The organism is Marinoscillum sp. HNIBRBA16962 (genome assembly GCF_057801515.1).
On the sequence record NZ_CM173603.1, the window covers coordinates 192,622 to 218,851 of the forward strand.

A 26,230-nucleotide genomic window follows, 5' to 3' on the forward strand; every position below is an offset into this window, starting at 1 on the left:
GTTTTAAGGTGCAGTGCTAAATACTGTTAACCCGCTTTTAACTGAGCGCCAAAATTAGTTCATGCCCCCCACTTTACCAATCCCGATTTTTCCTCGTTATTCTGATTCTCTTGGCTTATTTTAGCTTTCACAATTTTTTGGCAGAGCGATGTTAGATGATTTAAGAAAAGAGATTGATGCTTTAGATGATCAGCTGATCCAGCTTCTCAACAAACGGATGGAGGTGGTACATAAGGTAGGTGAGCTAAAGCGATCAGGTAAGTCGGCGATTTACCGGCCGGAGAGAGAAAAAGCGATTATCGATCGACTGGAAGCAGGCAGCAACGGCATCCTGAACCGGGCAGCGATTGAAGCCATTTTCTTCGAGATTTTTGCTGTCAGCCGAAATTATGAGCTGCCGGAGCGAGTGGCTTATCTTGGTCCGGAGGGGAGCTTTACGCATCAGGCTGCCGAGAGCCGCTATGGAGCTATGAGTGATTATATCCCGCTGGATTCCATCTCCTCGGTTTTCGAAGCGGTGAAAACTTCACGTGCCCGCTTTGGAGTGGTGCCTATTGAAAACAACCAGGAGGGAACCGTGCAGGAAACCATTGACTTTCTGGCACAGCATAAGCTTACTATAGCTGCCGAAATTGTCCTGCCTATTCATTTCGCTTTTGCATCCAGGGAAGACAATCTGGAAAACGTAAAGACCGTTTACAGCAGGGATATTGCTTTTCGTCAATGTAAAAATTTCCTGAATGATTACTTTAAAAATCCTGTAAAATTAGTGCCGGTAAGCTCCACAAGTCGCGCCTGTCAGATAGCAGGCGAGGAGGCCAATGCAGCCGCTATTTGTGCTCCGATTGCGGCCCGGCAGTATGAGCTTCCCATATTGTACAGCAACATTCAGGATTCTGCAGATAATCAGACCAGGTTTTTGATCATTAGCCAGAATTTTGTGAATGAAGTGAGCGGTCAGGATAAAACGTCGGTCATTGCCAAGCTACCGGACGAACCGGGAGCTTTGGTTCGTTTTCTTCAGCAATTTCAAAATGCGGGAATTAACCTGTGCAAAGTAGAAAGCCGTCCGGCCAAACAAGGGACCCAGTTTAAGTATGTTTTCTTCGTGGAGTTTGAAGGACACTTTAATGATCCTACGATACAAAATACCATTCGTCCGTACAAGGAAAATATTACCTGGCTTGGGAGCTATGTTCAACTTTGCTAGGCATCAGTTTGCAACTTTAAAAAGCACGTAAAACTGCATAAACTGATTCCGAAGATTTCGCTTTTCGATAATGGCGTCTTGTTTAGAAACGGCAGTGAGTGAACGGCTGTATCTGAAGCCAATGTCCATAAAATAGCTAACCGAAATGCCAGCACCCAGATTTAGTGCGGCATCCCATTTTTGATTGTAAATGTTAGTAATATCTTGCTTTAGTGTATCGTTGACATGATTCCTGGCACCTATAAGGTAACCGGGCTCTATACCCACAGTCATATGAAACTGGTCAATGGGATAGAAATCCACCAGAAGAGGCGTGTTGAGGTAATGAAACTTATAATCTAAGGTGTCTTGATCAAAGTCTGTTCCCTTTCGAGTGTAGCCTGGTTCTAAGGAAAAGTAAAATGGAGAGACCAGACGAGTTTTAAAGACCATGGCAATATTAAATGAGGGTGATGGCGAAAGATTCACAGGGCTCTCACCATTACCCATTAGTTTTGAAATGCCATACCCTCCCTTCACTCCGAAATAAGAGTCCTGGGCAAAGACATGGGTCTGAAGAACTATGAAAATAATGGAAACAAAAATTCGGTGCACTGGTAAATAAAGTTTTAAGGTTTTCAAGATCTGAACGTTGTGTGAAGATAAAATATTTCTTTTGTCAATTCTATATTTAACCAAGTAAATCAAGAAAACAAGGATAAGTTCATCAAGTGAAAATAGTAGTTGATACGAATATATTATTTAGCGCCCTTCTTAATGCTCAAGGTAAAATCGGAGATTTACTTTTTAATTCTTCCCAAATCGTTGACTTTTATAATGAAATAATACCTTTTAGAGGCCTTTCGTAGTTTGAGTTCTGGTTTGGTAAATTATTCTGATAACCTTTGGCTGTCTGCTATTAGCTAATTTTTAGTTAACCGGTCAGAGAACAGGTTAAGATTTATATTTTTAAAACTGTGGCAAAAACCAAGACAACATATTTCTGCCAGAACTGTGGCGCTAATTCTCCCAAATGGATCGGTAAATGTCCTTCATGCGGGGAGTGGAATACATACGTGGAGGAGGTTGTTACAAAGGGCTCCTCTGCGGCAGAAAAGGATATATGGGAATCGCCATCAGGTGAACGTAAAAAACCCAGGCGAATTCAGGAAGTAGTCTTTGACAATACGCAGAGGCTTACAACCGGATCTGGTGAGCTGGATCGCACGCTGGGAGGCGGAATTGTGCCTGGTTCGCTGGTGCTGATCGGTGGCGAACCCGGGATTGGTAAATCCACTCTTCTCCTTCAGATGGCCATTCGGATGAAAAGCACAAAAACCCTGTATGTGTCCGGAGAAGAAAGTATGGACCAGATCAGGATGCGGGCAGAGCGGATTGGTATCCAGTCAGAAAACTGTTTTCTGCTTCCGGAAACCTCCCTTTCTGAAATCCTCAATCAGGCCAATCAAATGAAGCCTGATATTTTGGTGGTGGACTCTATTCAGACCCTTTTTATGGAGACAGTGGAGTCTTCCGTGGGGTCTGTGGCTCAGGTGCGTGAGTGTACGGGAAAGCTGATGAAGTATGCCAAGCAGACAAATACGCCGGTCTTTCTCATCGGGCATGTAAACAAGGAAGGGGCCATAGCAGGGCCGAAAGTTTTAGAGCACATGGTGGATACTGTTCTGCAGTTTGAAGGGGATCGCCACCTTTCTTATCGGATCTTAAGAACAGCTAAAAACAGGTTTGGTTCTACTTCAGAATTGGGCATCTATGAAATGCAGGAAACCGGACTCAGAGAAGTGACCAATCCTTCAGAAGTCCTGATCTCTCCAAGAGATTCTTTTCTGAGCGGAGTGGGCATAGGAGCTACGTTGGAAGGGAACCGGCCGCTGCTGATAGAGGTACAATCTCTGGTGAGCCCTGCTACCTATGGCACACCTCAGCGAAGCACTACAGGCTATGATGTGAAGCGGCTCAACATGCTGCTGGCGGTGCTGGAAAAACGACTGGGGATCCGTCTAAGCAGCCAGGACATCTTTTTAAATATTGCCGGTGGCATCAGGGTGAACGACCCGGCATTGGACCTTTCTATCTGTGCATCGATATTCTCATCATTTGATGATGTGCCTATACCCAGTTCGGTTTGTTTTTCCGCTGAGGTAGGCCTTGGGGGTGAGATCCGGGCGGTCAATCGCATCGAGTCCCGTATTACCGAAGCAGCAAAACTGGGTTTTGAAGAGATCTATCTCTCTAAGTATAATGTAAAAGGGGTGGATCTGAAGAAATTTGATATTAAAGTGAAGGCTTTTGCGAGATTGTCAGAGGCTTTTCAAGACCTCTTCTCCTAATCTATTCCTGCTGGTCGTCTTATCCAGGTGGACCCAGGTAGAAAGAGAAAGGGGATAGTGTTTAAGAACAGGGCAATTCTTCCAAAAGGGTAAGCAACTTATTGAGAACGGTTTTATTGCCAGCCTTTTGATGTGCGGCAATATCCTCATTAGCCTTATCGGTAAAATCCAGGTGATAGCCCATATTACAGGCCTAAGAATTCCTTCAAGTTTTCCTTTTTTACCCTTGTTACTTTTCCCTCTTTGACCTGCTGCCTGCTCTCGCGGATCTTTTCCACAAACTCAGGATCGTAGGGCTTTTCTTTGGCTACTTCAAACTTCATTTTGAGCGCTTTGGCAAAAGCCTTCAGGGCGTTTTCCTGTTCTATGGTCTCCGGGTGGATAATGATGGTGTTTTTCGTTTTCATTGCTTCAAATTTACGAAATATAGGCCGTATTTGTTTTGGCATCTCTGAATTGTACCATGGTTAAGGGTTGTGAGTTAAATAGTTAAATGAACTGAGATGAGAACTGAAATTGTTACTTTTACCTAAAGGCCAATAAAAAATGAAAGCAGAAACCTTAAAACTTGGATTGATTGAACGTTTAATGAAACTACAAAATGAGTCTGCCCTCCGAAAAGTTGAGAAATCAATTATCCAGGCAGAAATGGAGGCACGGGCTGAGGAATCATTAAAAGCTATTAAGAAAGATGAAGTTTTATCCATAGAAGAGTTTAGAAAGGAAAACAGGAAATGGGCGAAGGAAAGGTTTACCAGGTAATCATTGCCAGGCCTGCCAAGATCCGATATCATCAACGTGTTTTGCCTTACCTGTACGAGAATTTCAGCTTTGAGCGAGCCACAGAAATAGATGAAAAAATCATAAACTTTGCTGCTACTTTAGAAAAGAATCCGGGCAGGGGGAGAAGGGAAGACTATTTAGAGAACCTGGAAGAAGGGTTTAGGTTTTTGTTATTCAAGGAGACCAGGCACTTTGAACTTAAGATCATCTATTATATCGAAGAGCCGAAAGGTGCGGTTTACATAACAGATTTTTTTCCTACCAAAATGAATCCTCAAAGGATACGGGACAATCACTAGAAAAGAGATTTGCCGCTAAGGCGGCACTGTCACGGCTATTTCCTCTTTATGACCCTCCCGCCAATCCCGGCAGATCATTTTGTTTAACCATCAGACGGGTTGCAGCTTGTATCAGATTACTTTTCACTCGTATCAGATTGTCAAAGAGGCCATCAGATTACTTGCTGACCGCTTTTAAAAGGAGCCCGCAAGGTCGGACTTTAGTTAGACCGGTCTGGCTAAAACCCTGACCTTGAAATACGATAGTAATTTTGCAAAACTGTCAGACACCCACAAGATGGGCTAATCCTCCTGACCATCAGGCTCGCTCTTATATTCTTTAGGATCCCTTCTTTTCTGCCGGTTGATGATGGTATATATTCCGCTTCTTCCTTTGGCTCTCACCTTGTTTCCCAGAAAACTTGAGGTGGATACATTGCCCCCTTTATTCTGTTTGGTTGTAGGTTCATTGTTGGCAAATGGCGATTCCGGGCCCTTTTCATTTTTTGATCCGAAAATGAAATTGATGCCCAATCGTACATCTATAGCTTGAAATTTTGTAACATCATAATTAACCAGTTGGTCTACAGCCAGGTAAAGCTGTGCCGGACCGCCCTTGACTGCAAATGCCGCACCAAGGTTAAGAAACTGCTGAGGTAGTTTGGTGACATTTACTGATCCGGTGAAGAAATTTCCGAAAGAATGTCTGTATCCGGCCCCTGCCAGAAGCTTAAACTGGCCTTGAATGTACCGGGTGCCCAATGAAGCAATGATGTCTCCTCCTGTCGGGGTCTGGTAAGACCAGCTTCCAAATACTTTTGGTGTGATCATGCTGGTGTACGGATCGGCTGTTTCCGTCAGTTTATTTTCAAATTTCCTCAGCAGGGAATCTTTGATGGTCTCCTCCAGGTTATTTGGGTCCTTCAGGCTAATGCCTGAGTATGAGAACGTAGTATCACCCAGGGTGTAGTTGTTGATGTTGTCCTGCCAGGAGATAAAGCCCAGGTCAGTGATTGATAGTGAAAAAGTATTGACCTTATCTAGCTCCCAGTTCAGCCCCAGGTCTATTGCAGCCCCACGATTGTTGTTGCTGATCAGGTAGCTACCCAGATTGCCTTCATTTCCCTGCATAATGTCAAAGCCGGCAGTCCTTAAAACCGCATTTTGCATATTCAGCTCAAGAGCATAATCCACCGGGTTGGTAGTCAGGGTTGCTTTAAAATTTTGTGCAGTGCTACCATTCAAAAAGCCTTGTAAATATTTTGCACGAATTCCCACAGTCATCGGCAGGTTGCTGACCGGTGCAGCAAAACCGATTCCATATTCCCTGAAATGATTGACTGACATTTTGGTTTTTGAGATGGTGAGCTCCTGCCCTTCGAGCGCCAGGTTTCCTTCCACTGCAAACTGGATTAAGCTTTTTGGGTAAAGAACATCTGCTTCAATCCGCTCATTGGCGAAAATGGAGAAGTTTAAATTTTTTTGAGTGGTAATTGCGAAATGGAATAAGTTAATACCTGCCGTTGCACTCACCATGTTATTTTTCTGAAGGTTGCTTAGAAGCAGCCTTAAATCGATTTGATTCTGCAACTCTCCTTTCACAATAACATCGCTGTAGCTGAATTTATTGTTGAAGTTGAGGTGTACTCCGGATAGCGCTGGCAACCCGACAAATACTTTACCTTCAGGTATCATTGCCGGATTGTAAAAACTGTTTTGAAAGGTAGAGTTGCCCAGGTGATAAAAGGACAGGCTGTTCTGAGCTCTTGCTGACAAGGCAAAACTCAGCATTAACACGCTATGTAAGGCTAGTCTCTTCACTAAGGCTGATAATTTAATTTACCGACTACAGATAAATGTATATCCAGGCTATAGTCTGCCAGTACTTTTATAAATGTATCTCCTGATGTATTTCCCGGAGTGTTTAAAGTAAATCTTAATACCAAATTGCCACCGGCGTTGATAGCCTCTACTCCTTCTTTTCCTATGGGGATATCAGCAACTGTTTTTCTGGGCTGAGAAACGATTCCCGTAGGGTTGATAAAAGCAGTTTCCAGCACCAGTGTGTTGGGAACATGATAGGTGACCTCACTGGTAGAATCATTTACTATATCAAACTCCAGCAGGGCTGAAAATGGGAGTCCGTTTTCAGAAACCAAACGGAATGAAAGGGAGTCAGCCTCATCAAAATCCAGTCCATCGCCCATATTAAAGGTAAATTCCCTGGTGAGGTTATTCAGGGAGATCTCCAGAGGCATAAAGAGCTCGATATACGTAGTGACAGTACTTTCATCAAGGATGAAATTGGAATTTTGCGGGTCATTTGGGTTTGAAATGGCTGACAGGTCAAACCCAATTTGGTTTGGTGAGGCGGAAAGCATTTCCTGAATGGTAGAGTTTGCTCGATTTATTTCAATCTGCGATTCGGCAAATTCACCAACAACCTCCGCACCATCTACAACCTGGGGACTCTGAGTGACAGAGCCCTGCAGATAGGTAGTATCACCGGAGAGAGAATCGCCGTTGACACCATACAAGCCCTGAAATAAAACTCCAAGAGGAACCCCAAATGAGTTTTCGAAATCAAAAGTGATTTGTGGCGCTCCAAACTCTAATCCCGACTCTCCCAGGTCGCGGAAAAAGTCTACATTAATCACCTGATTTCCAATGTTTACGGTATCCTGCCCGAATCTTCCAAACAGCAGGTCAAATGTTTGATTTTCATAGGACAGGTTGAAGACGACGAAATCAGACGCTGAGATCGTTTCTCCCGGAGGCAAAACCACATCAAGAGTCACAGCGAATTCAAATGTGTTTTGGTCATTCTCGTAAGAAAGCTCCGTCATATAGTCTGACAAGTCCTGCGAAGAATTCACGGACTCCTGACCGGTTGGCAATGTGCCTCTTATATTGATAGGAATGTCGGTGGTCTCGGTTCTGGTATTCTGTATGGTCACATCGTAGATCAGATCATAAGGGAAAGACTTGGAGATATCCAATGACAGTGTACCCGTTTGGTAAAAGATGGAGTCTACTTCTTCATTATTTTCTGCGGGATAGGTAAAAGTGAAGATAGAATCAAATTCTACTACCAGGTCATTAGAAGTATTGTTCGATTCGGTAGCTAGAAAAATCGTTCCATTATTGGTAATGTCATCTATTGCAACGAGGCTGTTGCCTGATCCGAAAGTAGCAGTATCCCTATAGGTGAGCATCAGGAGCGAGGTGCTGTCTTCATCAAGATCCAGTCCCTGATCTCCAATGGAGTCGATGAGCTCACGCATCGTATAGTTGACATAACCTATGGGTAAAGCAAAGGTTCCATCCAGAACAGGAGGTTCCAGGTTGTCAAATTCCAGGTCGTTGAAATTGCAACCCATGACAATCAGGAGGAAGAGAAATGGCGGTAAAAACTTCTTCACAATGGTAAAGTTCGTTATTTTGAATTAAATCAAGATCTTTTTTTCATGAAATTCATTGTAGCCGTCAATTCCCTGCAATCCTCCGGTGTGGAGAATTAAGATCTTTGTCCCGGATACAAAGAAATTCCTCTTTGTCAGTTCCCTAACGGCAAAATACATTTTTGCTGTATATATCGGGTCAAATAGTAGACCAATGTTTTGTCTTGTTCGATTAATAAAACGAATAAGGTCATCATTTACCCTACCATACCCTCCAAAATGGAAATCACTGAAGACCTGGTAGTTATCTGAGCTTATTTTGTATTTTTTTGTGAGAGCTTCAAAATCTGCTTTGACAAACTCTCCCTTAATGGCGGATATTCCGATCACTTCTCCCTTCCCCTCCATGCCTTTTAGTAACCCGGCCATTGTGCCTCCGGTACCCACCGGAGTGATGACATAATCATAGAATTCGCGAAGCTCCATAATGATTTCAGCACATCCTTTAATCGCCAGTTCATTAGTCCCTCCTTCCGGCAATACATAATAGTCTGCATGGCTTCTCTGGTGATCAGCCAGGTTGCCTCTCATTTCTCGAAACGCTTTCCTGCTGACAAACTGCAAATCCATTCCCTGTTTTGAGGCAAACCGAAGCGTTACATTGCTGGAGGGGTTGAGCTCATCCCCTCTGATAATCCCCACGCTTTTTAGCCCATGTTCATTACAAGCTGCAGCCGTAGCTGCAATGTGATTGGAAAAAGCGCCACCGAATGTCAAAATTCCTTTGAAACCTGCCTCCTTTGCGTACTGCAGGTTGTATTTCAGTTTTCGCCATTTATTGCCCATAATGTATGGGTGAATGAGGTCATCCCGCTTGATAAAAGCCTGGATCCCCTTGTCTCTAAACAATGGGTCATCAATTTTTTCTATGGGTGAGGGCAGTCGTGCCATATGAGTGAAAATAGGTATTTTTGCAATTCCAGGAACAAATCTTAAGACGGAATGAGTACAGATTCATTTAAGTGGGATAAGGAGAGAGAGCCTCATTTTAAGCGGAGAAAGGAAATAATGAAGGAATTTCCGGAAGTAAAGAAGTTGTTTGGTATCGACGCGTACCTCAAGTTTAAGGTACTTTTTGTAACGGCGCTCCAGCTGGTTATCCCCATATTTTTTCTGCCCGAAAATCCGCTGCTATTTGTATTGCTGCTTTTTGTAGTAGGAGCGACACTGGCCCAGGTCCTCTTTTTAGCAATCCATGAGTTGAGTCATGACCTGGCTTTTAAAAATAAAAGTATGAATAACTGGCTGGCCATGATCGTCAATTTTCCGCTTGTGTTTCCATTTGCCATGGCGTTTAAAGTGTACCACCTGGAGCATCACTGGCATCAGGGTAAAGCAGGGGTGGATACGGATATTCCCACGGAGCAGGAAGCCATGCTTTTCAAAGGGTTTCTGGGAAAATTTATATGGATGGTCAACCAAATCCTGTTTTATGCCATCAGACCCATGATAGTGCACCCGATCAAGCCTACAAAATGGATGATCATCAACTTTGTGCTGCAAGTAGGTTTTATGGTTGGATTTTATTTTTTGGCCGGTTGGTATGGCATCCTTTACCTGTTGCTGTCCATATTTATAGCAGGTGGTTTGCACCCTATGTCTGGTCATTTTGTTTCTGAGCACTTTGTATTTGTGGAAGGACAGGAAACGTATTCTTATTATGGTCCATGGAATAAAGTAGCTTTTAATGTAGGCTATCACAATGAGCACCATGATTTTCCCAACATTCCGGGCTCTCGGCTACCGGAGTTAAACAAAATCGCTAACAAGCACTATGATCACCTGCATTCGTATAACAGTTGGAGCAAAGTGATGGTAGATTTCATCACCAGCAGTACAGTTTCACTTTTTTCACGCGTAAAACGTAATGTCTAGCATGAACCCTGCTGAGGAAAATGATGGTCAGGGAGAGGAAGAGCTGTTTGAACATTACCATATTCAGGTAGATCCTAAGCAGGAGTTGCTGCGAATAGATAAGTTTCTGATGGACCGCCTCCCCAATGTGACCCGTAATAAGTTACAAATGGGAATTAAGGAAGGTCTGATCAAAGTCAATGAAGATCAGGTCAAGCCAAACTATAAAGTACATCCCGGAGATTCTATTCATGTGTATCTTCCCGAGCCTCCCCGGGATGATGAGGTCCTCCCTGAGGATATTCCTTTGGACATTGTGTTTGAGGATGCGCATTTGCTCATCGTAAATAAGCCTGCAGGGATGGTGGTGCATCCTGCCTATCAAAACTGGTCAGGTACACTGGTGAACGCACTTGCTTTTCACTTTAAAAACCTTCCTGAAATGGAGGGCAATGAAGGTCGGCCGGGTCTGGTACATCGTATTGACAAGGACACCTCCGGTTTGTTGGTGATAGCAAAAACGGAGGCAGCCATGAACGGACTGGCCAGGCAGTTTTTTGACCATAGCATCGAGCGTACTTATTATGCTTTGGTATGGGGTGTGCCGGAGGAGACTTACGGTACTATTCATGTAAATGTGGGGAGAAGCCTCAAAGACCGACGCGTAACAGTAGCTTTCCCGGAAGGGGATTTTGGCAAAGAGGCGATCACCCATTATCAGTTGCTACAGGATCTGAGATACGTTTCTTTGATCAAATGCAATCTGGAGACCGGCCGTACACACCAGATCAGGGCTCACATGAAGTGGCTTGGGCATCCGTTATTCAACGATGCTTTGTACGGAGGAGATCAGGTACTGAAAGGCACTGTTTTTACGAAATACAAACAGTTTGTTCAGAACTGTTTCAAAATAATACCCAGGCAGGCGCTCCATGCCAAAACGCTGGGATTCATACACCCGGTCACAAAAGAGAAAATGCAGTTTGATTCGGAATTGCCGGAGGATTTTTCAGCAACTCTGCAGAAATGGGAGGGATATGTAAACCACCACGATCCTGACCAAAGTTGAGACTTAATCAAGTCTACAATTCATCAAACGATAGGGTTAGAAATCATTTCCAGGAGATCGTCCAGGTATTCCCGGTTATTGGATAGGCGGGGCACTTTGTTTTGCCCACCCAGCTTTCCTCTTTTCTTCATCCAGTTGTAAAAGGTGCCTTTTTCTACCTGGTGAATAACCGGAAGCTCCAGGGCCATGTCTTTTTGTCTTTTTGCATCATAATCAGAGTTTAGCTCCCGTAGCCTGGCATCCAGGATCTTCGTAAATTGCTGAAGGTTTTCCGGTGGACGGTCAAATTCTATGACCCATTCATGTCCTCCCTTTTGCCTGGTATCCAAGTATCTTGGGCCTGCTGTAAAGTTTTCTATTTCAGACTGTGTTTGTTCACAGGCGCAGGCAATGGCATCTTCTGCATTTTCAATGATCAACTCTTCGCCAAATGCATTAATAAAATGCTTGGTACGGCCGGATATTTTGATACGGAAAGGGTCCAGTGAAGTAAACCTGACTGTATCTCCGATCTTATACCGCCAAAGTCCCGCATTTGTAGAAATGATGATTGCATAGTTTTTGCCAGGTTCTACATCTTCAAGTCCTATGGTGTGCGGATTTTCGTTATCCCATTCTTCCATGGGAATAAACTCATAAAAAATCCCATAGTCCAGCATTAAGAGCATCTCTTTGGAATCTTTTTGGTCCTGTATACCGAAGAAGCCTTCTGATGCATTGTAGGTTTCCATGTAATTCATGGTGTCAGAAGGAATCAGTGTTTTGAAAAGCCTCTCGTAAGGCGTGAAGGAGACTGCTCCGTGAACGAACACCTCCAGGTTTGGCCAGACTTCTTTGATATTGCTGGCCTTTTTTAACTCTAGTATGCGCTCAAGCAGAACGACTGTCCATGTGGGAACTCCTGAAATGGAGGTTACATTTTCCCCGGCTGTCTGGCGAGCTATTTTTTCTATTTTCTCCTCCCATTCCTCCATGAGAGCAATGTCAAGCGATGGTGTGCGAACCATCTGTGCCCAAAAAGGCAGGTTTTTCAATAATACCGCTGACACATCGCCGTAGTAAGATTTGGCATTCTGATCAAACTGATTGACCTGCTGACTGCCGCCAATTACCAGATTTTTTCCGGTAAACATCTTCGTTTCCGGGTAATTATTGACATAGATGGAAAGCAAATCTTTCCCACCCTTGTAATGGCAGTCCTCTAATGCTTCATTGGATACAGGAATAAATTTACTTCGGGCGTTGGTAGTACCTGATGATTTGGCAAACCACTTAATCTCTGAAGGCCATAGCAGATTTTGCTCACCTTTCATAAGCCGTTCGATATAGGGAAAAATATCCTCGTATGAGACGATCGGGACTCGTTCTTTAAACTGGTCAAAATTTCTGATGGAGGCAAAGTCGTACTTCTTTCCATACTCAGTTTTAGCAGCACGATTCACCAGCCCGTCAAGTAGTTCGCGTTGAACATCGATGGGGTATTTCAGGAAAAGCTCAATGTCATGAATCCGTTTCTTCATGACCCAGGTTAATATGGAGTTTATAATTTCCATCTATTCATTTCTCTTACGCCTCAACTCAAAGTTTTTACCCAGGTACACTCTACGTACCTGCTCATCTTCTGCCAGCTCTTCAGGGGTGCCAGCTTTCAGAAGATTACCCTCAAACATCAGATAAGCTCTGTCTGTGATGGAAAGGGTCTCATCCACGTTGTGGTCTGTTATTAATATACCGATATTTTTGTCTTTCAACTGGGCTACTATTGACTGTATCTCTTCCACAGCGATAGGGTCAACTCCTGCAAAAGGCTCATCCAGAAGCACAAATTTAGGGTCTACAGCCAGCGCCCTGGCGATTTCTGTACGTCTGCGCTCTCCACCGGACAGGACCATGCCTTTGTTTTTTCGTACATGCGTCAGGCTAAACTCTTCCAGCAGTGATTCCATTTTGTCTTTTTGCTCTGCTTTGGAAAGCTTTGACATTTCCAGCACAGCCATAAGGTTGTCTTCTACTGACAATTTTCTGAAGACAGATGCCTCTTGGGCAAGATATCCGATGCCTTTTTTGGCCCTTCGGTACATTGCCAGGTCTGTGATGTTATCATCGTCCAGGTAGATGTCTCCCTCATTGGGCTTGATCAACCCGACAATCATATAAAAAGTAGTTGTTTTTCCAGCTCCATTCGGGCCGAGAAGACCTACGATCTCTCCCTGGTTTACAGAGACAGAGATGTCATTAACAACTCTTCGCTTTTTATATTTTTTTATTAAATGATCCGCTCTTAACTCCATAATGTTTGACCGTGCAAGATATTAATCTATTTTAATATCCTTAATGTTCAACTGCAGGCTTTTGTTGCCCAGATATTCATTTTCTTCAATCTGATAAGCCATCTGAAAAGGTTTACCGGAGATCAGGTGTTCAGCTTTGTCTGCAAGACCAAAACCAATGGCCTCATGGTTCATCTTGTGTCCGTCCTGATAAACAAAAAGCTTCAGGTGCTGATCTTTGATAATGTTAGGCTCTTTTCTTAAACGTAAATTTTTCGAAACAAGTACAGGTTTGGGGTTTTGTGGTCCAAATGGCGCCATTTGTTTGATGATACCATAAGTTTTGTAATTCACAAAGCTGAGGTCCACTTCCAGGTCCACTTCGAGCTTAGGCGAGAGGAGCTCATGAGAAATGGTATTTGATACCACCTCTTCAAAGCGCTTTTGGAAAGCAGGAACCTTATCGATGGCCAGTGTCAGGCCGGCTGCATGGGTATGTCCTCCGAACTGCTCCAGTAAGTCACTGCACGCTGAGATGGCCTCATGGATATCAAACCCATCAACACTTCGCGCGCTGCCTGTGGCTTTGTTTTCTGACTCTGTCAGGATAATAGTAGGCCTGTAATATTGCTCTATGCACCGTGAAGCTACTATGCCAATCACCCCTTTGTGCCAGTCGTTTTTAAACAGAACAGTGCTTTTTGCCACGGCCAGCGCCTCATCAGCCTCGACCATCTCCAGGGCTTCAGCTGTGATGTCCTGATCAAAGGTGCGTCTTTCTGCGTTTGCGTTATTCAGGATGTCCGCATATTTCTCAGTTTCTTCTTCGTTTTGGGCAATAAGCAGCTTTACAGATTCATGCGCATGGGTCAGACGGCCGGTAGCATTGATCCTCGGCCCTATGTAAAATACGATACCAGAAACATCTATTTGCCCTTTCAGACCACTGATATGGATAAGCGCTTTCAGCCCCGGGCAGGGGTTTTGGTTTAGCTTCTTCAGGCCATAAAAAGCGAGCGCCCTGTTTTCACCGGTTATAGGCACAATGTCTGAGGCGATACTGACTGCCACCAGGTCCAGGAAGTTGAACAGTTCATTCAGAGGGATTGTGTTTTGGATACAGAATCCTTGCAGGAGCTTGAACCCAACTCCACAACCTGAGAGCTCCTTGTACGGATACGTATCGCCTGGCTGCTTGGGATCCAGTATGGCATAAGCATCCGGCAACTCCTCTCCCGGGAGGTGGTGATCACAGATGATGAGGTCCATGCCGTATTCCTTAGCCAGCGCAGCTTTGTCAACCGCTCGGATACCACAATCCAGGCTGATTATCAGATCAATTTTATGGTCTTTGGCCCATTCAATTCCTTTAGCAGATATACCATAGCCCTCTGTATATCTGTCCGGGATGTAATATTTCACCTTAGATGAGTATCGGGACAGAAATCCGAACATCATGGATACGGAGGTAGTACCATCCACGTCATAGTCTCCATAGACAAGAATATTTTCATCATGTGAGATGGCTTCAGAAAGTCGGTTTACCGCCCGGTCCATTCCTTTCATCAGGAAGGGGTCATGTAAATGGTCTAAGGAAGGGCGAAAGAAGGTTTTAGCAGCATCGAAAGTAGTGATGCCCCGCCAAAAAAGGAGCTGAGCCAGCCCTTTCCTGATGTTGAGGGAAGAAGCCAGTTTTTCTAATTGATCATCGGTTACAGAGTTGTGAAGTACCCATCTCTTTTCCATCCGATGAAATTATAAAATTTGGAGGAAGTAACCGGTGGAACCTGTCGAAATAATCTGAAAAAGTCCTTCAGACTTACAGCTTCCACCAGTTTACATGCATTGCGTTAATACTTCAGTTAGAATACTAAAATTTTAGAATGCGAATCCAAAGCCCAGGTTTATAATAAACCCACCGCCAACAAGTCCTGGCACCTCTTCTTCTTGGGTAGTACCGTCGGCATACTCAACTTTGACTTTGCTGGTGCCTCCTACTCCAAGAGCATATCCAAGCTCAGGTCGGAAGTAGAAACTGTTCCCCAGCTTTGCTCCTAGTTTGAGGTTCACCAGGTTGATTCCTATTTTGCCCTCGCCATCTCCAGCATCAGGGTCACTGTAGCTTGCTTTCAGGCCAATTCTACCGTAACTAAGGTTTCCATAAAAACCTTTTCCGGTGTCCTTAAAATAAATGTTACTTCCTATTTCAACGTAAGAAAATGAAGTTTCAGCTTCTCCCAAAGAGATAGAAAAATAAGACAGGTCTGCACTTGGTGCCAGTCTGCCACCTACTGCAGGTGTTACGTATTCTGCATTGAGCCCAACGATCATCGGAACTCCAAATTTGAGCCCTACTCTCATAGGTTTGTCCTGTGCAGATGCTCCCGCAGCAAATAATATAACCATTAAACAGATTGTTAACTTTTTCATTTGTATGTTGATTAAGTGGAAAAAATTGATAGAAATATTTAAAGTATTAAGTGCAATTCTTGCTTTAGTTGGAAACTTATTTGGAATTGAAAAAGAAGACCAGCCTGAAAATACCTGGAACCAGATTTTTCTGAATGAGATGAGGAAAAATTATCAGGCAGGTAATTCATATAGGCGGGTTTCATTTTATCTCGACAATTCAGAGACGTGACAAAAAAATGAAAAATTATTGAGAAAAGCGTCTAAAGTTTCAGAGTTTTTTAAAATGGGTACCGTCGTGTAAAGAATTATTATTCACAAAAACAGGATGCACAAAGGGAGATAATGACTTCAGGTATTTCATAAAGTCCTGATTTTTACCACAGTAGATGAGGAAATGTATTTATACCCAAATAGGCACTCAGAAGTCCAATTCAAGTGTGGGGATCTACGGGATACAAATAGAGTGTTAAATGATTTCGTCCAGGTCGGTTTCTGTCATGAAGTGATTTTGGTACCAAAACTCATAATCTTCGTACCGCACACAATCATAATCATTACGCTCACCCAGTGTCACATAGCTTCCCACATTTAGCCATCCGGAAAAAAGATGCGCCTGGTTTCCTGGTAAATCGGATAATCTCACGATTTTGTTTCCCTCATAAAATATTGGCGATGCTTTATATATCATATCCAAAGGAAAATTTATTCTGCAAGCATACTATTTTAGCATAAAAAAAGCTGCGTACAGGCAGTTATCTATTTATTATGTAAATAAAAACAGTGTTAACCCCTAAAAAGGGGACAGTTTTATTTGTTGGTGGGATTTGAATAAATTGTCGGGACCATGAAGATCCCTCTAAGTGAAATCTGGAATTTTTCAGAGCTGATAGGTCAGGAGGACGGCTGGTCTTACAGTTTGGTAGCCGGAAACCTGGAGGTAACAGATATCTCTCAGGATGTTTTGCTGGCCATTCGTTCAGATTCGGATTATGATACTGAGTTGTTGCCATCCATTTTTACCTTTCGCGAGATTCTCTGGCAGCCTGATGTGTTTACGGACGCAGGCATGAGCTTGCCGGGTTTACGAATTTTGCAGGCCTTTTGTGAAGAAACCATTCAAAACTATGAGCAGATCCAGGGCAGAACTTATCCGGTTTACTCTCAGCTCCTGGCAGGAGTAACCAAACATACCGGGGGAGCGGTGACTGCTTTGCAAAAAAAGGATCCTGATGTAAAAAAGGTGCTCGGGGATTTAAGAAAAAAAGTTTTCCCGATCCTGAAATTTTTTATTTACCACCCTCAAAACCGGCTGGACTACTACCGTGATGCGGTCAATCGGCTCAATTATGCTGTGAAAATTATGCTGACACAATTTCATGGCCGATATACCGAGCTTCAGGATCCATACTGGGAAGTTAGATACGATAAGGGCGTCATCAAACCAGAAAATTCCCGATCACAAGGAAAATCTTTGGAAGAAGATTGAAACGCTTATTTTTGCCCCAAAATTTTTGTCGAACCTCAACAAAAAAATTTGTAAAACGTTTTTCCGGGAAACGTTTTCCGGGAATGGAAATTAACGCCTTAACTTCATAGAACGCCATATGGATCCTGAATACCAAAAGGTCTTATCAGATCGTACACGATTTTTCTTAAGAAACCTAATCAAAGGCTTGATCTGGCTTGGGGTGATCGTTGGTGGGTATTTTTATTTGAAGTCTCATTATGATATTACCATGAAGGAGGTTTTGGGTTCTCTCTATGATCAGCCTGTAGTGATATTCTCTATATTTTTTGGCTCAGAAGTGATCTTTGGGATCATACCCCCGGAGCTTTTTATGATCTGGGCACTTCGCAATGAACTGATTATTCAGTATGTACTAAATGTTGCGGGCCTTTCAGTCATTAGCTATTGTGCCGGATTGATCGGATACTACCTTGGCTCTCACTTTAGTACTACACAGCTCTACAGGACACTGCAGAGAAATTATTTAGGCCGATTCGAAAAACATTTTACCCGCTTTGGTGGATTTCTTATCATAGTTGCGGCCATAACGCCTCTGCCGTTTTCAGGGATCTGCATGCTTACGGGTGCAGTCAAGTACCCTTACAGAAGGTTTTTGTACTTTTCCCTGACCAGATTCATTCGGTTTGGTGCTTATGCATTTATTATCTGGGAGGCCAATATCCTGAACTAGTGTGGGGGTTGCAAAGAATGTAAACTAATTATTCATGCCATTACTCAACTTTTTGCTTTATAAACAGGGGTTTTCATCAACTAGTGATGGCATGAATTAGTGGGCCTATTTAAGAATCATGACACTAGACGGCTTTTCAAAAAATTTAACAAGATCATGACGAAGCATGGAGTTTTGTTGGTAAACCTTGGCACGCCGGATTCCACCAATGTTACTGATGTGAGAAAATATCTACGGGAATTTTTATCAGATAAGCGGGTGATCGACATACCGGCTGTTCCCCGGTGGCTGCTGGTAAACCTTATCATTGCTCCATTTCGTGCGCCTAAATCTGCAGCAGAGTATCGAAAGCTCTTTACGGACCGTGGATCTCCACTGAAGTATTACACTGAGGATCTGCTGGAGCCTCTGCGTAAGACCCTGGGAGAGGAGTATGTTGTGGAGTATGCTATGAGGTATCAGAATCCCTCCATAGCATCAGGATTGCATAAGCTGAAGGAGCAAAATGTGGCAAGTATTCATGTGATTCCGCTGTTTCCTCAGTATGCTTCTGCTACTACCGGGTCGGTAATAGATAAGGTAATGGAGATCACCAAAACCTGGCAGATCATTCCGGATATTAAGTTTACCTCACAGTTTTTGGAAGATGAGAAATTTCTGGGGGTGATTGTGAAAAATGGGAAGAAATGGATGGACCAGACGGATTATGATCATTTTGTTTTTAGCTACCATGGGTTACCTGAAAGGCAGGTACGAAAAGGTTCGGTTGGTGATCAATGCCAGCTGGGTTCATGTTGTGACCAACTCAATGAACGTAACCGGTTTTGCTATCGGGCGCAATGTTTTCACACCACCAGGCTGGTGGCCGAGAAGCTGGGAATTTCGGAAGACAAATACACGGTTTGTTTTCAATCCAGGCTCGGTAAGGACCCGTGGATCAAACCCTACACTGAAGAGACCTTAAAAGAGCTGGCTGCCAGGGGGATAAAAAAAGTATTGGCGTTTTCACCGGCATTTGTTTCAGATTGTCTGGAAACCACTATAGAAGTGGGTGAAACCTATCAGGAGGACTTTATTGCTGCAGGTGGTGAACGATGGGACCTGGTAGAAAGCCTGAATGATGACCCGATGTGGGTGGAGAGTTTGGCGGGGATGGTGAAATCATGAAAGCATTTCTCAGGTAAAAGTTAAGCAGTTGCATTTAGCTGTTGGATATCCGGGCACCACTTCACAATAGAATCTCTGAGGTCGTTTAATTTCACAGGCTTACACAAATAATCATCCATGCCAGCTTCGAGACACTTTTCTTTGTCACCAGTCATGGCATAAGCTGTAAGGGCAATTATTGGTGTATCACGATTAGGGCCGTTACGTGTCTTTAGGGATTCGGTAAATTCAAACCCATCCATAATCGGCATTTGAATGTCCGAAAATATCAGGTCAAATGGCTGATCCATTGCAATTTTCAGAGCTTCCTTCCCGTCTTTAGCGATTTGGATATTTAACCCTAATTTGGATAAAAATCTACTCATCATGATTTGATTTACCCGATTGTCCTCTGCAACCAATATTTTCAGGTGCTCATTTAGTTGAGTATTTTGAGCAAATTCAATGTTTGCGGAATTTCTTTTGTATTCAGAATGTACGTGGGTGGGCTCTACAGATTCATGGATTAGTTTTAAAAGTTCTTTTCGCTTCACTGGTTTATTGATGATAGTATTCACTCCAAGCTTTTCCAGGGAAGACTCATCCTTCTCTACAATTTCTTTTGCGACGATAACTTTAGCATTTTTCAGGTACTTTTTATTTTTTATTATTCTTAGCAGAGATAGTTTGTCTGATTGTTTCAGATTGTTATTGATAAGTATTATATCATGGTTTAAGCGCTCATCGTTAAGTTGGCTGACAGCCACCTGAGGATAGTTTATGAATGAAACTTTGCACCCGTAAGCGGATAGCATTCGATCCAGTACCTGACAGTTGGTGAGGTTTTTATCGATTATCAGCAGATTGACATTTCGGAAATCATAAACTTCTGAATTTTTATGATTGTCGTATACAGACTCATATGGAAACGATAATTTAAATGTACTACCTGACCCTATTGTGCTTTCTACAATGAGGGTTCCTTCCATCATTTCAACGAGTCGCTTGCATATACTTAATCCCAGTCCCGTACCTCCGTAATTTTTCGTAGTAGAGAGATCTGCCTGTGAGAAGCTTTCGAAAATCAAATCGAGTTTTTCCTGTGAGATGCCTATTCCTGTATCCCTTACTTGAATAAAGAATTTGCCTTCTTTGGTGAGCCTGGCCTGTAAATGCACCTCCCCTGAGTTAGTAAATTTTATAGCGTTACTTATCAGGTTAGTCAATATTTGTCTGATCCTTATAGGGTCTGTTATTATGAAATCGGGGAGATTTGGCTCTATTTCACATATGAGCTCTATACCTTTTTTTGATGCCTGGAAAGAAAAGGTGGATATGACCTCTTCTATTAGGTCATGAACCTGGAATTTTTCGGGCACAATATCCAGCTTCCCCGCTTCTATTTTGCTAAAGTCCAGTATATCGTTTATCACATTGAGCAGGGAGTTTGCGGATTGCTGAACGATCTCAATATTTTCGCGGTGATTTTTTTGCAGGCTTCCGGCAAGTGTAATTTCTGTCATGCCTATGATGGCGTTCATTGGTGTACGTATCTCATGGCTCATATTAGCCAGAAACTGACTTTTAAATTTGTTAGCAGTTTCAGCTTGTTCTTTAGCTATATTTAGCTCACTTGTACGGTCTTCTACTTTTTTGACCAGAATTTGTTTCTGCTGTCTGATTGCCTGGGTTCTAATATTTACAATTAATAAAACTACTCCGATCCCACATGCCACTACTAAAGAGATAAACCATTCGGTCGCCCAAAAAGGCGGCAGGACAGTTATAGTGAGTGTATCACCAGTTTCATTCCATACTCCATCATTATTAGCTGCCTTTACCATGAAGGTATATGTGCCCGGATCAATGTTAGTATAAGAAGCAAATGTTCTGTCTCCGCAGTGATTCCAACTGTTTTCTGCCCCTTCTAAAATATAGGCATATTCATTATTACCACTTCTGGTATAATTGAGAGCTATAAAATCTAATTTCAGGGTATTTTGATTATAATTCAATACAATTTGATCCTTGTCCAGCAGTTTGATTTCCTGATTTTGAGATATAATTTCAGCACTTGTGATATGAACCTGGGGGCTAATTTGATTTCTTTTGATTTCAGATGGATCAAAGACTATAAAACCGTTTTTGTTTCCAAAATACAGCTTGCCATTATCATTTTTCAGGACACTGTTTCTGATAAAATAATTGTTATTTAATCCGTCTTCTTCAGTATAACCTTGACAGATTATTTGAATTTGATTGAGACTATCCTGAATTATTTCAATCTTAGCGATACCCTGGGGGCTCCCGACCCACAGGTTTTTGGAATCATCCTCGATAATTGAGACTATCCCATTTCCCGGAAGTCCTGTATCTTGGTTAAAAGAAATAAAATGGTCCTTCTCTTCATCGAAGAGTAATAGGCCGTCACTATTTGTTGCTGCCCATAACCTGTCACTGATATCTTTAAACAGATAATTGACCAGGCTATTTGTAGAATCAGTAGCATCGGTATAGTAAGCTTTGAAGGCTACCGAATCTCCAAAGAAGGTGCCTTTAAATAAACCGTCGGTTGTTCCAACCCAAAGATTATTGTTTTTATCATAACCTAAACTGTGGGCCATTAAAGCACCCGGATTGTTATTAGAGTAATTAAAATTTGTGAACTCACCTGTAGAAGTATCAAAATGGTCTAATCCACCACGAAATGTTGCAATCCAAAGGTCTTCCTGGTTGCGGTGATCTCTCAAAATGTAGAGTACATGATTATCCGAGATACTTCTGGGATTGGAGGGATCATTTAAAAATCTTTCAAACTTGTTTTTAGTTGAGTTGTAATAGTTTAGTCCTCCTCCCCAGGTGCCTACCCAGGCATTTGATTTTTTATCAGAAACTATGCAAAGGACATTATCCGAACTTATGGTGTTTGGGTTGCTTTCGTTGTGGCTAAACGTTTCAAATGTTTTTTTGGAGGGATCGAATAAGTTTATTCCCCCTCCGTCAGTACCAACCCATATAAGGTTATTTTTAGCCTTTTCGAAGCAGTGTACGTAACTGTATGAAAGCGATTTCGGCGCATTGTACTTATAGCTATATACCTGAAAATTTTTGTCCAGTGGGTCATAAATATCAACCCCGTTTTGGTAAGTTCCAAACCAAATTCTTCCGTTAGAGTCTTCAAAGATTGACCAAACGGTTTCGTCCGATAAGCTATTATCATTTAGCGGGTTTTCTTTGAAATAATCTATTTTCCCTGTTTGGGTATTGATCCGGCTAAGTCCGCCATTATTTGTGCCAACCCATACGTATCCTTTTGAATCTGCCTTTACCGCTAAAATCTCGTTTGCCGAAATTCGAGAATCTTTATTTCCATCCTTTGAAAAATGATCAGCAGTGTAGTAGCCTGGCTTATCTTCTCTTATTCTGTAGACACCATTTTCTTCAGTGCCAACCCAAATATTACCAATGCTATCTTCGGCTATTTCAATAATGTTTTTGATACCAATCAATACCTTATTAGTAGTTTCGGAAAATTTTTTCAAGGTTCCGTCACTTCTTAACAAAATGAGTGATTTCCCCCCCAACCATTTATTTTGCTTGGAATCAACGAATACTGAATTCCACTGACCGGTCAGGTAGTTGGTTTTAATGGTTTGCATTGAGGGGTCAAACAATATAATTCCATTATTAGTGGCTAACCAAATATCATGGTTCCTGTCTTCAGACATTGAATAAACCGAGTTTATTTGAAACGGTTGTTGGTGACTGCTGTCTATGTTTATTTTAAGGTCAATTTTTTTAAATGTTGACTTTTCTCTGCTGTAAAGGTGTAGACCTGCTGAAGCTGTTCCGACCCACAAAGAGCTGTCATAACCGGAAAGAATGGAAAAAACATGACCATTACCTGTAAAACCTGTGTTTTCACTGGACTTTCCTTCAAATATTTTCAAGTTTTTTCCATCATATTGATGTATCCCATTTAAGGAGCCAATCCAGATGTAGCCGTACGAATCCTGCTCAATGCACGTGACTGCATTGTGATTCAGTCTTTCGTTTAGATTCACAAACCTTATATCCTGGCTATAGATTCTAACTGAGCAAAGAATAAAAAATAACCCTAAAAAGATTGCCCTCATTATATCAATTGATAATATTTTCTAGCAAAGAAAATATCCCGATTATCTCATAACAAGATGATTATACCTAATTTTGAATTTAGGTAAATCACCTATTCTAAGTAATAATCCCCGTTATTATATCATTTGATAGTGTTTTGTCCGCATTAATGAAGGTAAAGTGGGAACTGTTAGTGAAATTTCACCTCACCAATATTTTTTTAGTGACAGTCTCCCTGGTCGTTTGGACGCTGATAAAATACACTCCCTGCCGCAGATATGGCATCTGGTATTTGCCGTCAGGCAGCTTGTTAAGTATTTGTGTCCTACTTGAAAAATCTATCACTTTCACCTGCTCTATCTCGTGGAATGATGCTATGGTGAACTTCGCCATACTGTTTATTGGATTGGGATAAACTCTTGGCTGACCACTTACCGCGATAATCCGCTCGCGAAAGAGGGTATCAGACCGGCTGGCAGTAAAGCCAACTAACTGTACCCCGAAAATGCCAGGAGCAGGATAGGTTACTGTACCGCCAGTAGTCCAGTCCGTAAGCCGGGGGGATCCTCCTTCAAAAAGCCATTGATATTCATCATAGCCGGTGCTTTGATTCTGAAAGGTGATTGTCTCGCCGGCATTGATCTGTATCTGGCTCAAAGTAAAATCCAGTTCCAGGTTTTGCTGCACGATGATCAGGTCTGGCAAAAAAAGGGTATCGGAGGAGTCACTCAGATAACCTATCAGGGTAACATCGTAAATCCCAGGATCATTATAAGTTGCAGTGCCTGTGTCTTCCCAGAAAGCTTCGGAAGGGTTGGCTCCCTCCAGTATCCACTTGTATTGACTGTAACCGTTGCTTTGATTTTGGAAAGCAACTTCTTCTCCCGCCGGTATTGTAGATTGGTCATAAGTAAGATCGAGTGTTGGGTTTAATTGGCCGCACTCGATAAACGTTTCTGCAGTTGAGGCTCTAAGATCACCTAGTTGCTGGTACACGCTTTCGCCTGGACATAGGGTACTGCACCCATCTCTATGGCCAATGATCGACCCAAGCTGCCCAAAAGCATGGGGGTACTCCCCAAAAGGATCAAGGTCCTCTTTGTCCAGTTTGAATGCGAGTATTTCTTCGAGCGAGGTGATCGTCTCGGGAGTAGGATCAGCAGTTTCATAATTTCCCAGGAGGCAAACACCCATTGTAGTACTGTTGCTTCCACAAAAATGAGCGCCGAGTACATTATCCTGCTCTCCTGAATCCGGATCACGACCGGTGTATATCGTCCCGTTCTGAGCCACCAGGTAATTGTATCCTATATCCGACCAGCCATTGGTGTTTGTGTGATACAGATAGATGTCTCTCACTACCTGAGTATAATCTGTGGCGGTATTGGATCCGGCTGAGTGGTGAACTACCACATGACTCACATCGGTAAAGGAGCGAGTATAGCTGGGGGATTCTAAACCGGCTCGCCACTCGAATTGAGGGACAGCTGAAAATTCAAAATTGCAATCCTGCTGGTGGGTTCTGTAACGAGCCTGATTGATGGCAGGACTTACCCCGCTATTGATCAGGAATATTTGGGTTTCGGCATCTATATCAAAGCTAATTGAACCATTTTCTACAGGTGTAGCCAATGAGATAAAATAAGTAAAATCCGGGGCATCCGGGTCAAGGGGGACAGTTATAGCCTGCTCTCCGACATTCCCCTGAACTTCTTTGCCAAGGTATACCGTGGACTTAATGGCAATGGCTGTTATCCGTTCCTGAAGTGAAATCCGTGAGTTAGGAGCATAGTGTAGTTTCCTCACGCCTTGTGACCAGGAAGTGAAAAAGGCAAACAGGAGCAGGTAAAGGATTAAGGTTTTTCTAATGTCAGGCACTCACGGTTGTAATTTCAGCTAGCTTACTTACAACGTAATTCACCTCCTCTTTAGTATTGAAGCGGCTAAAGGAAAACCGAATGGCTCCACGGTTTGGGTCAGATCCGATAGCTGTGAGCACGTGTGATCCGATATTGGAGCCGCTGCTGCAGGCACTTCCTCCTGAGACTGAGATACCATTGATGTCCAGATTAAACAGTAACATGTCGTTGTCTTCACTAGGTGGGAGGCTGGCATTCAGAACGGTGTAAAGGCTATTATCCAGCTCTGCAGAGGTTCCGTTAAATTCTATTCCTTCTATAGCTGCTCTAAGCTCCCGGATCATGTATGCCTTTACTGATTCGATCTGCTTACGGTGTTCATCCATATGTTCATATGCCAGCTCCAATGCTTTTGCCAGGCCGATAATTCCATATACATTCTCTGTGCCGCCTCGCATGTTTCGCTCCTGAGCGCCACCATGGATAAACGGGTGAATTTTATTTTCATGATTCACGTACAGAAAACCGGCTCCCTTTGGTCCGTGAAATTTATGAGCAGATCCCACAATGTATCCGGCTTTCAATTCCTGCAGGTCGTGTTTGAAATGCCCCGTGGTCTGTACCGTATCGGTATGAAAAAGGGCGCCATAGTCTTTGCAGAGGTCCGCAATGCTATGGATGTCATTAAGCGTACCAATCTCATTGTTGCCATGCATCAATGTAACCAGGGTTTTGGGTTCTTTTTTCAGCAGCTCTTCGATCTCGTCAATCGATATATTTCCTTTAGGATCCACACCGAGCAAGTGAAGGTCTACCTGTCCCGTCTTAGCCAGATGCTCTATAGTGTGTAGCACTGCGTGATGTTCTAAGGGTGAGCTGATAATATTTTTGATTCTATATTCTTCAATTGCACACCGAATGGCGGTATTATCTGCTTCGGTCCCTCCTGAGGTGAAAAAAATCTCAGAAGGAGATGTATTGAGGATATCTGCCACTTTTTTTCGTGACTTTTCTATGGCAGAACGCACCTGCCTGCCGTGAGCATGTATGGAAGACGGATTCCCATAGTACTCCAGCATATAGGGTTTCATTTCTTCAAACACAGCAATATCCATAGGGGTGGTGGCTGCATTATCAAAGTAAACTTTGGTCATGATGTTGTTTTTTAATCTGGTCCCGCAAAATTAAGAATATTCTTTGGGGAATACTCAACCTCATCTACAGCACACTTTTCAGTGACTGAC

The 26,230-nt window shown here is 42.8% G+C and carries 23 protein-coding genes; 10 read left to right on the forward strand and 13 right to left on the reverse strand.

All coding sequences use genetic code 11. The features are described 5' to 3' along the window. Nucleotides 1-148 precede the first annotated feature (148 nt). The gene (gene pheA / locus AC3E9V_RS00830) at nt 149-1,210 is read left to right on the forward strand and encodes a prephenate dehydratase (protein WP_488751281.1); all 1,062 of its coding nucleotides are present in this window, start codon (nt 149-151) and stop codon (nt 1,208-1,210) included. Between the two features lie 3 nt (nt 1,211-1,213). Here the strand turns inward: pheA and AC3E9V_RS00835 are convergent, their stop codons facing one another. Further along, complete coding sequence (locus tag AC3E9V_RS00835) at nt 1,214-1,804, reverse strand: porin family protein (RefSeq protein ID WP_488751282.1); 591 nt, start codon at nt 1,802-1,804, stop codon at nt 1,214-1,216. A gap of 362 nt (nt 1,805-2,166) precedes the next feature. Between AC3E9V_RS00835 and radA the strand changes: the two genes are divergently transcribed. Continuing rightward, on the forward strand, nt 2,167-3,540 hold the full coding sequence (radA, locus tag AC3E9V_RS00840) for a DNA repair protein RadA (protein ID WP_488751283.1): 1,374 nt from the start codon (nt 2,167-2,169) through the stop codon (nt 3,538-3,540). Nucleotides 3,541-3,725: 185 nt separating this feature from the next. On the opposite strand, the gene AC3E9V_RS00845 is transcribed toward radA, so the two are convergent. Then, complete coding sequence (locus AC3E9V_RS00845) at nt 3,726-3,947, reverse strand: DUF2683 family protein (protein ID WP_488751284.1); 222 nt, start codon at nt 3,945-3,947, stop codon at nt 3,726-3,728. Between the two features lie 139 nt (nt 3,948-4,086). Here AC3E9V_RS00845 and AC3E9V_RS00850 point away from each other — a divergent pair, with 139 nt between their 5' ends. Beyond that, complete coding sequence (locus tag AC3E9V_RS00850) at nt 4,087-4,302, forward strand: hypothetical protein (RefSeq protein ID WP_488751285.1); 216 nt, start codon at nt 4,087-4,089, stop codon at nt 4,300-4,302. Then, nucleotides 4,275-4,622, forward strand: coding sequence for a hypothetical protein (locus tag AC3E9V_RS00855; protein WP_488751286.1), 348 nt, complete (start codon nt 4,275-4,277; stop codon nt 4,620-4,622). The genes AC3E9V_RS00850 and AC3E9V_RS00855 overlap by 28 nt, the downstream gene beginning before the upstream one ends. 282 nt (nt 4,623-4,904) lie before the next feature. Here the strand turns inward: AC3E9V_RS00855 and AC3E9V_RS00860 are convergent, their stop codons facing one another. The 3 genes from AC3E9V_RS00860 to AC3E9V_RS00870 are packed head-to-tail and all read right to left on the reverse strand — an operon-like array spanning nt 4,905 to nt 8,953. Further along, nucleotides 4,905-6,422: a DUF5723 family protein gene (locus tag AC3E9V_RS00860; RefSeq protein WP_488751287.1), complete on the reverse strand. Its 1,518-nt coding sequence runs from the start codon at nt 6,420-6,422 to the stop codon at nt 4,905-4,907. Continuing rightward, a complete protein-coding gene (locus AC3E9V_RS00865) occupies nt 6,422-8,023 on the reverse strand; it encodes a hypothetical protein (protein ID WP_488751288.1) in 1,602 nt (533 codons plus the stop codon). Before AC3E9V_RS00865 ends, AC3E9V_RS00860 begins: the two co-directional genes overlap by 1 nt. Nucleotides 8,024-8,047: 24 nt before the next feature. Further along, nucleotides 8,048-8,953, reverse strand: a complete 906-nt coding sequence (locus AC3E9V_RS00870) for a 1-aminocyclopropane-1-carboxylate deaminase/D-cysteine desulfhydrase (RefSeq protein WP_488751289.1) — start codon at nt 8,951-8,953, stop codon at nt 8,048-8,050. Nucleotides 8,954-9,004: 51 nt separating this feature from the next. On the opposite strand from AC3E9V_RS00870, the gene AC3E9V_RS00875 reads away from it, so the two are divergent. Continuing rightward, nucleotides 9,005-9,937 carry a fatty acid desaturase gene (locus tag AC3E9V_RS00875; RefSeq protein ID WP_488751290.1) on the forward strand — a complete coding sequence of 311 codons (933 nt, stop codon included), beginning with the start codon at nt 9,005-9,007 and terminating at the stop codon, nt 9,935-9,937. 1 nt (nt 9,938) lies between these two features. Next, a complete protein-coding gene (locus AC3E9V_RS00880) occupies nt 9,939-10,985 on the forward strand; it encodes an RluA family pseudouridine synthase (protein WP_488751291.1) in 1,047 nt (348 codons plus the stop codon). A 23-nt stretch (nt 10,986-11,008) separates the two neighbouring features. Here the strand turns inward: AC3E9V_RS00880 and AC3E9V_RS00885 are convergent, their stop codons facing one another. From AC3E9V_RS00885 to AC3E9V_RS00900, 4 genes are all read right to left on the reverse strand, one after another. Beyond that, nucleotides 11,009-12,538, reverse strand: a complete 1,530-nt coding sequence (locus tag AC3E9V_RS00885) for a GH3 auxin-responsive promoter family protein (RefSeq protein WP_488751292.1) — start codon at nt 12,536-12,538, stop codon at nt 11,009-11,011. Continuing rightward, nucleotides 12,539-13,276 (reverse strand): LPS export ABC transporter ATP-binding protein, encoded by a 738-nt coding sequence (gene lptB / locus AC3E9V_RS00890; RefSeq protein WP_488751293.1) that lies wholly within the window; start codon nt 13,274-13,276, stop codon nt 12,539-12,541. It lies immediately after the preceding gene. A 21-nt stretch (nt 13,277-13,297) separates the two neighbouring features. Next, the gene (recJ, locus tag AC3E9V_RS00895) at nt 13,298-15,001 is read right to left on the reverse strand and encodes a single-stranded-DNA-specific exonuclease RecJ (RefSeq protein ID WP_488751294.1); all 1,704 of its coding nucleotides are present in this window, start codon (nt 14,999-15,001) and stop codon (nt 13,298-13,300) included. A gap of 132 nt (nt 15,002-15,133) precedes the next feature. Continuing rightward, the gene (locus tag AC3E9V_RS00900; protein WP_488751295.1) at nt 15,134-15,685 is read right to left on the reverse strand and encodes a hypothetical protein; all 552 of its coding nucleotides are present in this window, start codon (nt 15,683-15,685) and stop codon (nt 15,134-15,136) included. A gap of 4 nt (nt 15,686-15,689) precedes the next feature. Between AC3E9V_RS00900 and AC3E9V_RS00905 the strand changes: the two genes are divergently transcribed. Continuing rightward, nucleotides 15,690-15,896 carry a hypothetical protein gene (locus AC3E9V_RS00905; RefSeq protein WP_488751296.1) on the forward strand — a complete coding sequence of 69 codons (207 nt, stop codon included), beginning with the start codon at nt 15,690-15,692 and terminating at the stop codon, nt 15,894-15,896. A gap of 237 nt (nt 15,897-16,133) precedes the next feature. On the opposite strand, the gene AC3E9V_RS00910 is transcribed toward AC3E9V_RS00905, so the two are convergent. Next, nucleotides 16,134-16,355, reverse strand: coding sequence for a hypothetical protein (locus AC3E9V_RS00910; protein ID WP_488751297.1), 222 nt, complete (start codon nt 16,353-16,355; stop codon nt 16,134-16,136). 156 nt (nt 16,356-16,511) lie between these two features. On the opposite strand from AC3E9V_RS00910, the gene AC3E9V_RS00915 reads away from it, so the two are divergent. The 3 genes from AC3E9V_RS00915 (at nt 16,512) to hemH (ending at nt 19,032) form a co-directional block, all read left to right on the forward strand. Further along, entirely contained in the window at nt 16,512-17,153 is a 642-nt protein-coding gene (locus tag AC3E9V_RS00915; protein ID WP_488751298.1) for a hypothetical protein, read from the forward strand. 118 nt (nt 17,154-17,271) lie between these two features. Beyond that, on the forward strand, nt 17,272-17,865 hold the full coding sequence (locus AC3E9V_RS00920) for a YqaA family protein (protein WP_488751299.1): 594 nt from the start codon (nt 17,272-17,274) through the stop codon (nt 17,863-17,865). Nucleotides 17,866-18,021: 156 nt separating this feature from the next. Then, on the forward strand, nt 18,022-19,032 hold the full coding sequence (gene hemH / locus AC3E9V_RS00925) for a ferrochelatase (RefSeq protein ID WP_488751300.1): 1,011 nt from the start codon (nt 18,022-18,024) through the stop codon (nt 19,030-19,032). 20 nt (nt 19,033-19,052) lie between these two features. Here the strand turns inward: hemH and AC3E9V_RS00930 are convergent, their stop codons facing one another. The 3 genes from AC3E9V_RS00930 to AC3E9V_RS00940 form a co-directional block, all read right to left on the reverse strand. Next, nucleotides 19,053-23,075 carry a hybrid sensor histidine kinase/response regulator gene (locus tag AC3E9V_RS00930; protein ID WP_488751301.1) on the reverse strand — a complete coding sequence of 1,341 codons (4,023 nt, stop codon included), beginning with the start codon at nt 23,073-23,075 and terminating at the stop codon, nt 19,053-19,055. A gap of 253 nt (nt 23,076-23,328) precedes the next feature. Next, entirely contained in the window at nt 23,329-25,005 is a 1,677-nt protein-coding gene (locus tag AC3E9V_RS00935) for an N-acetylmuramoyl-L-alanine amidase (protein ID WP_488751302.1), read from the reverse strand. After that, the gene (locus tag AC3E9V_RS00940) at nt 24,998-26,140 is read right to left on the reverse strand and encodes a cysteine desulfurase family protein (RefSeq protein WP_488751303.1); all 1,143 of its coding nucleotides are present in this window, start codon (nt 26,138-26,140) and stop codon (nt 24,998-25,000) included. The genes AC3E9V_RS00935 and AC3E9V_RS00940 overlap by 8 nt, the downstream gene beginning before the upstream one ends. Nucleotides 26,141-26,230 lie beyond the last annotated feature (90 nt).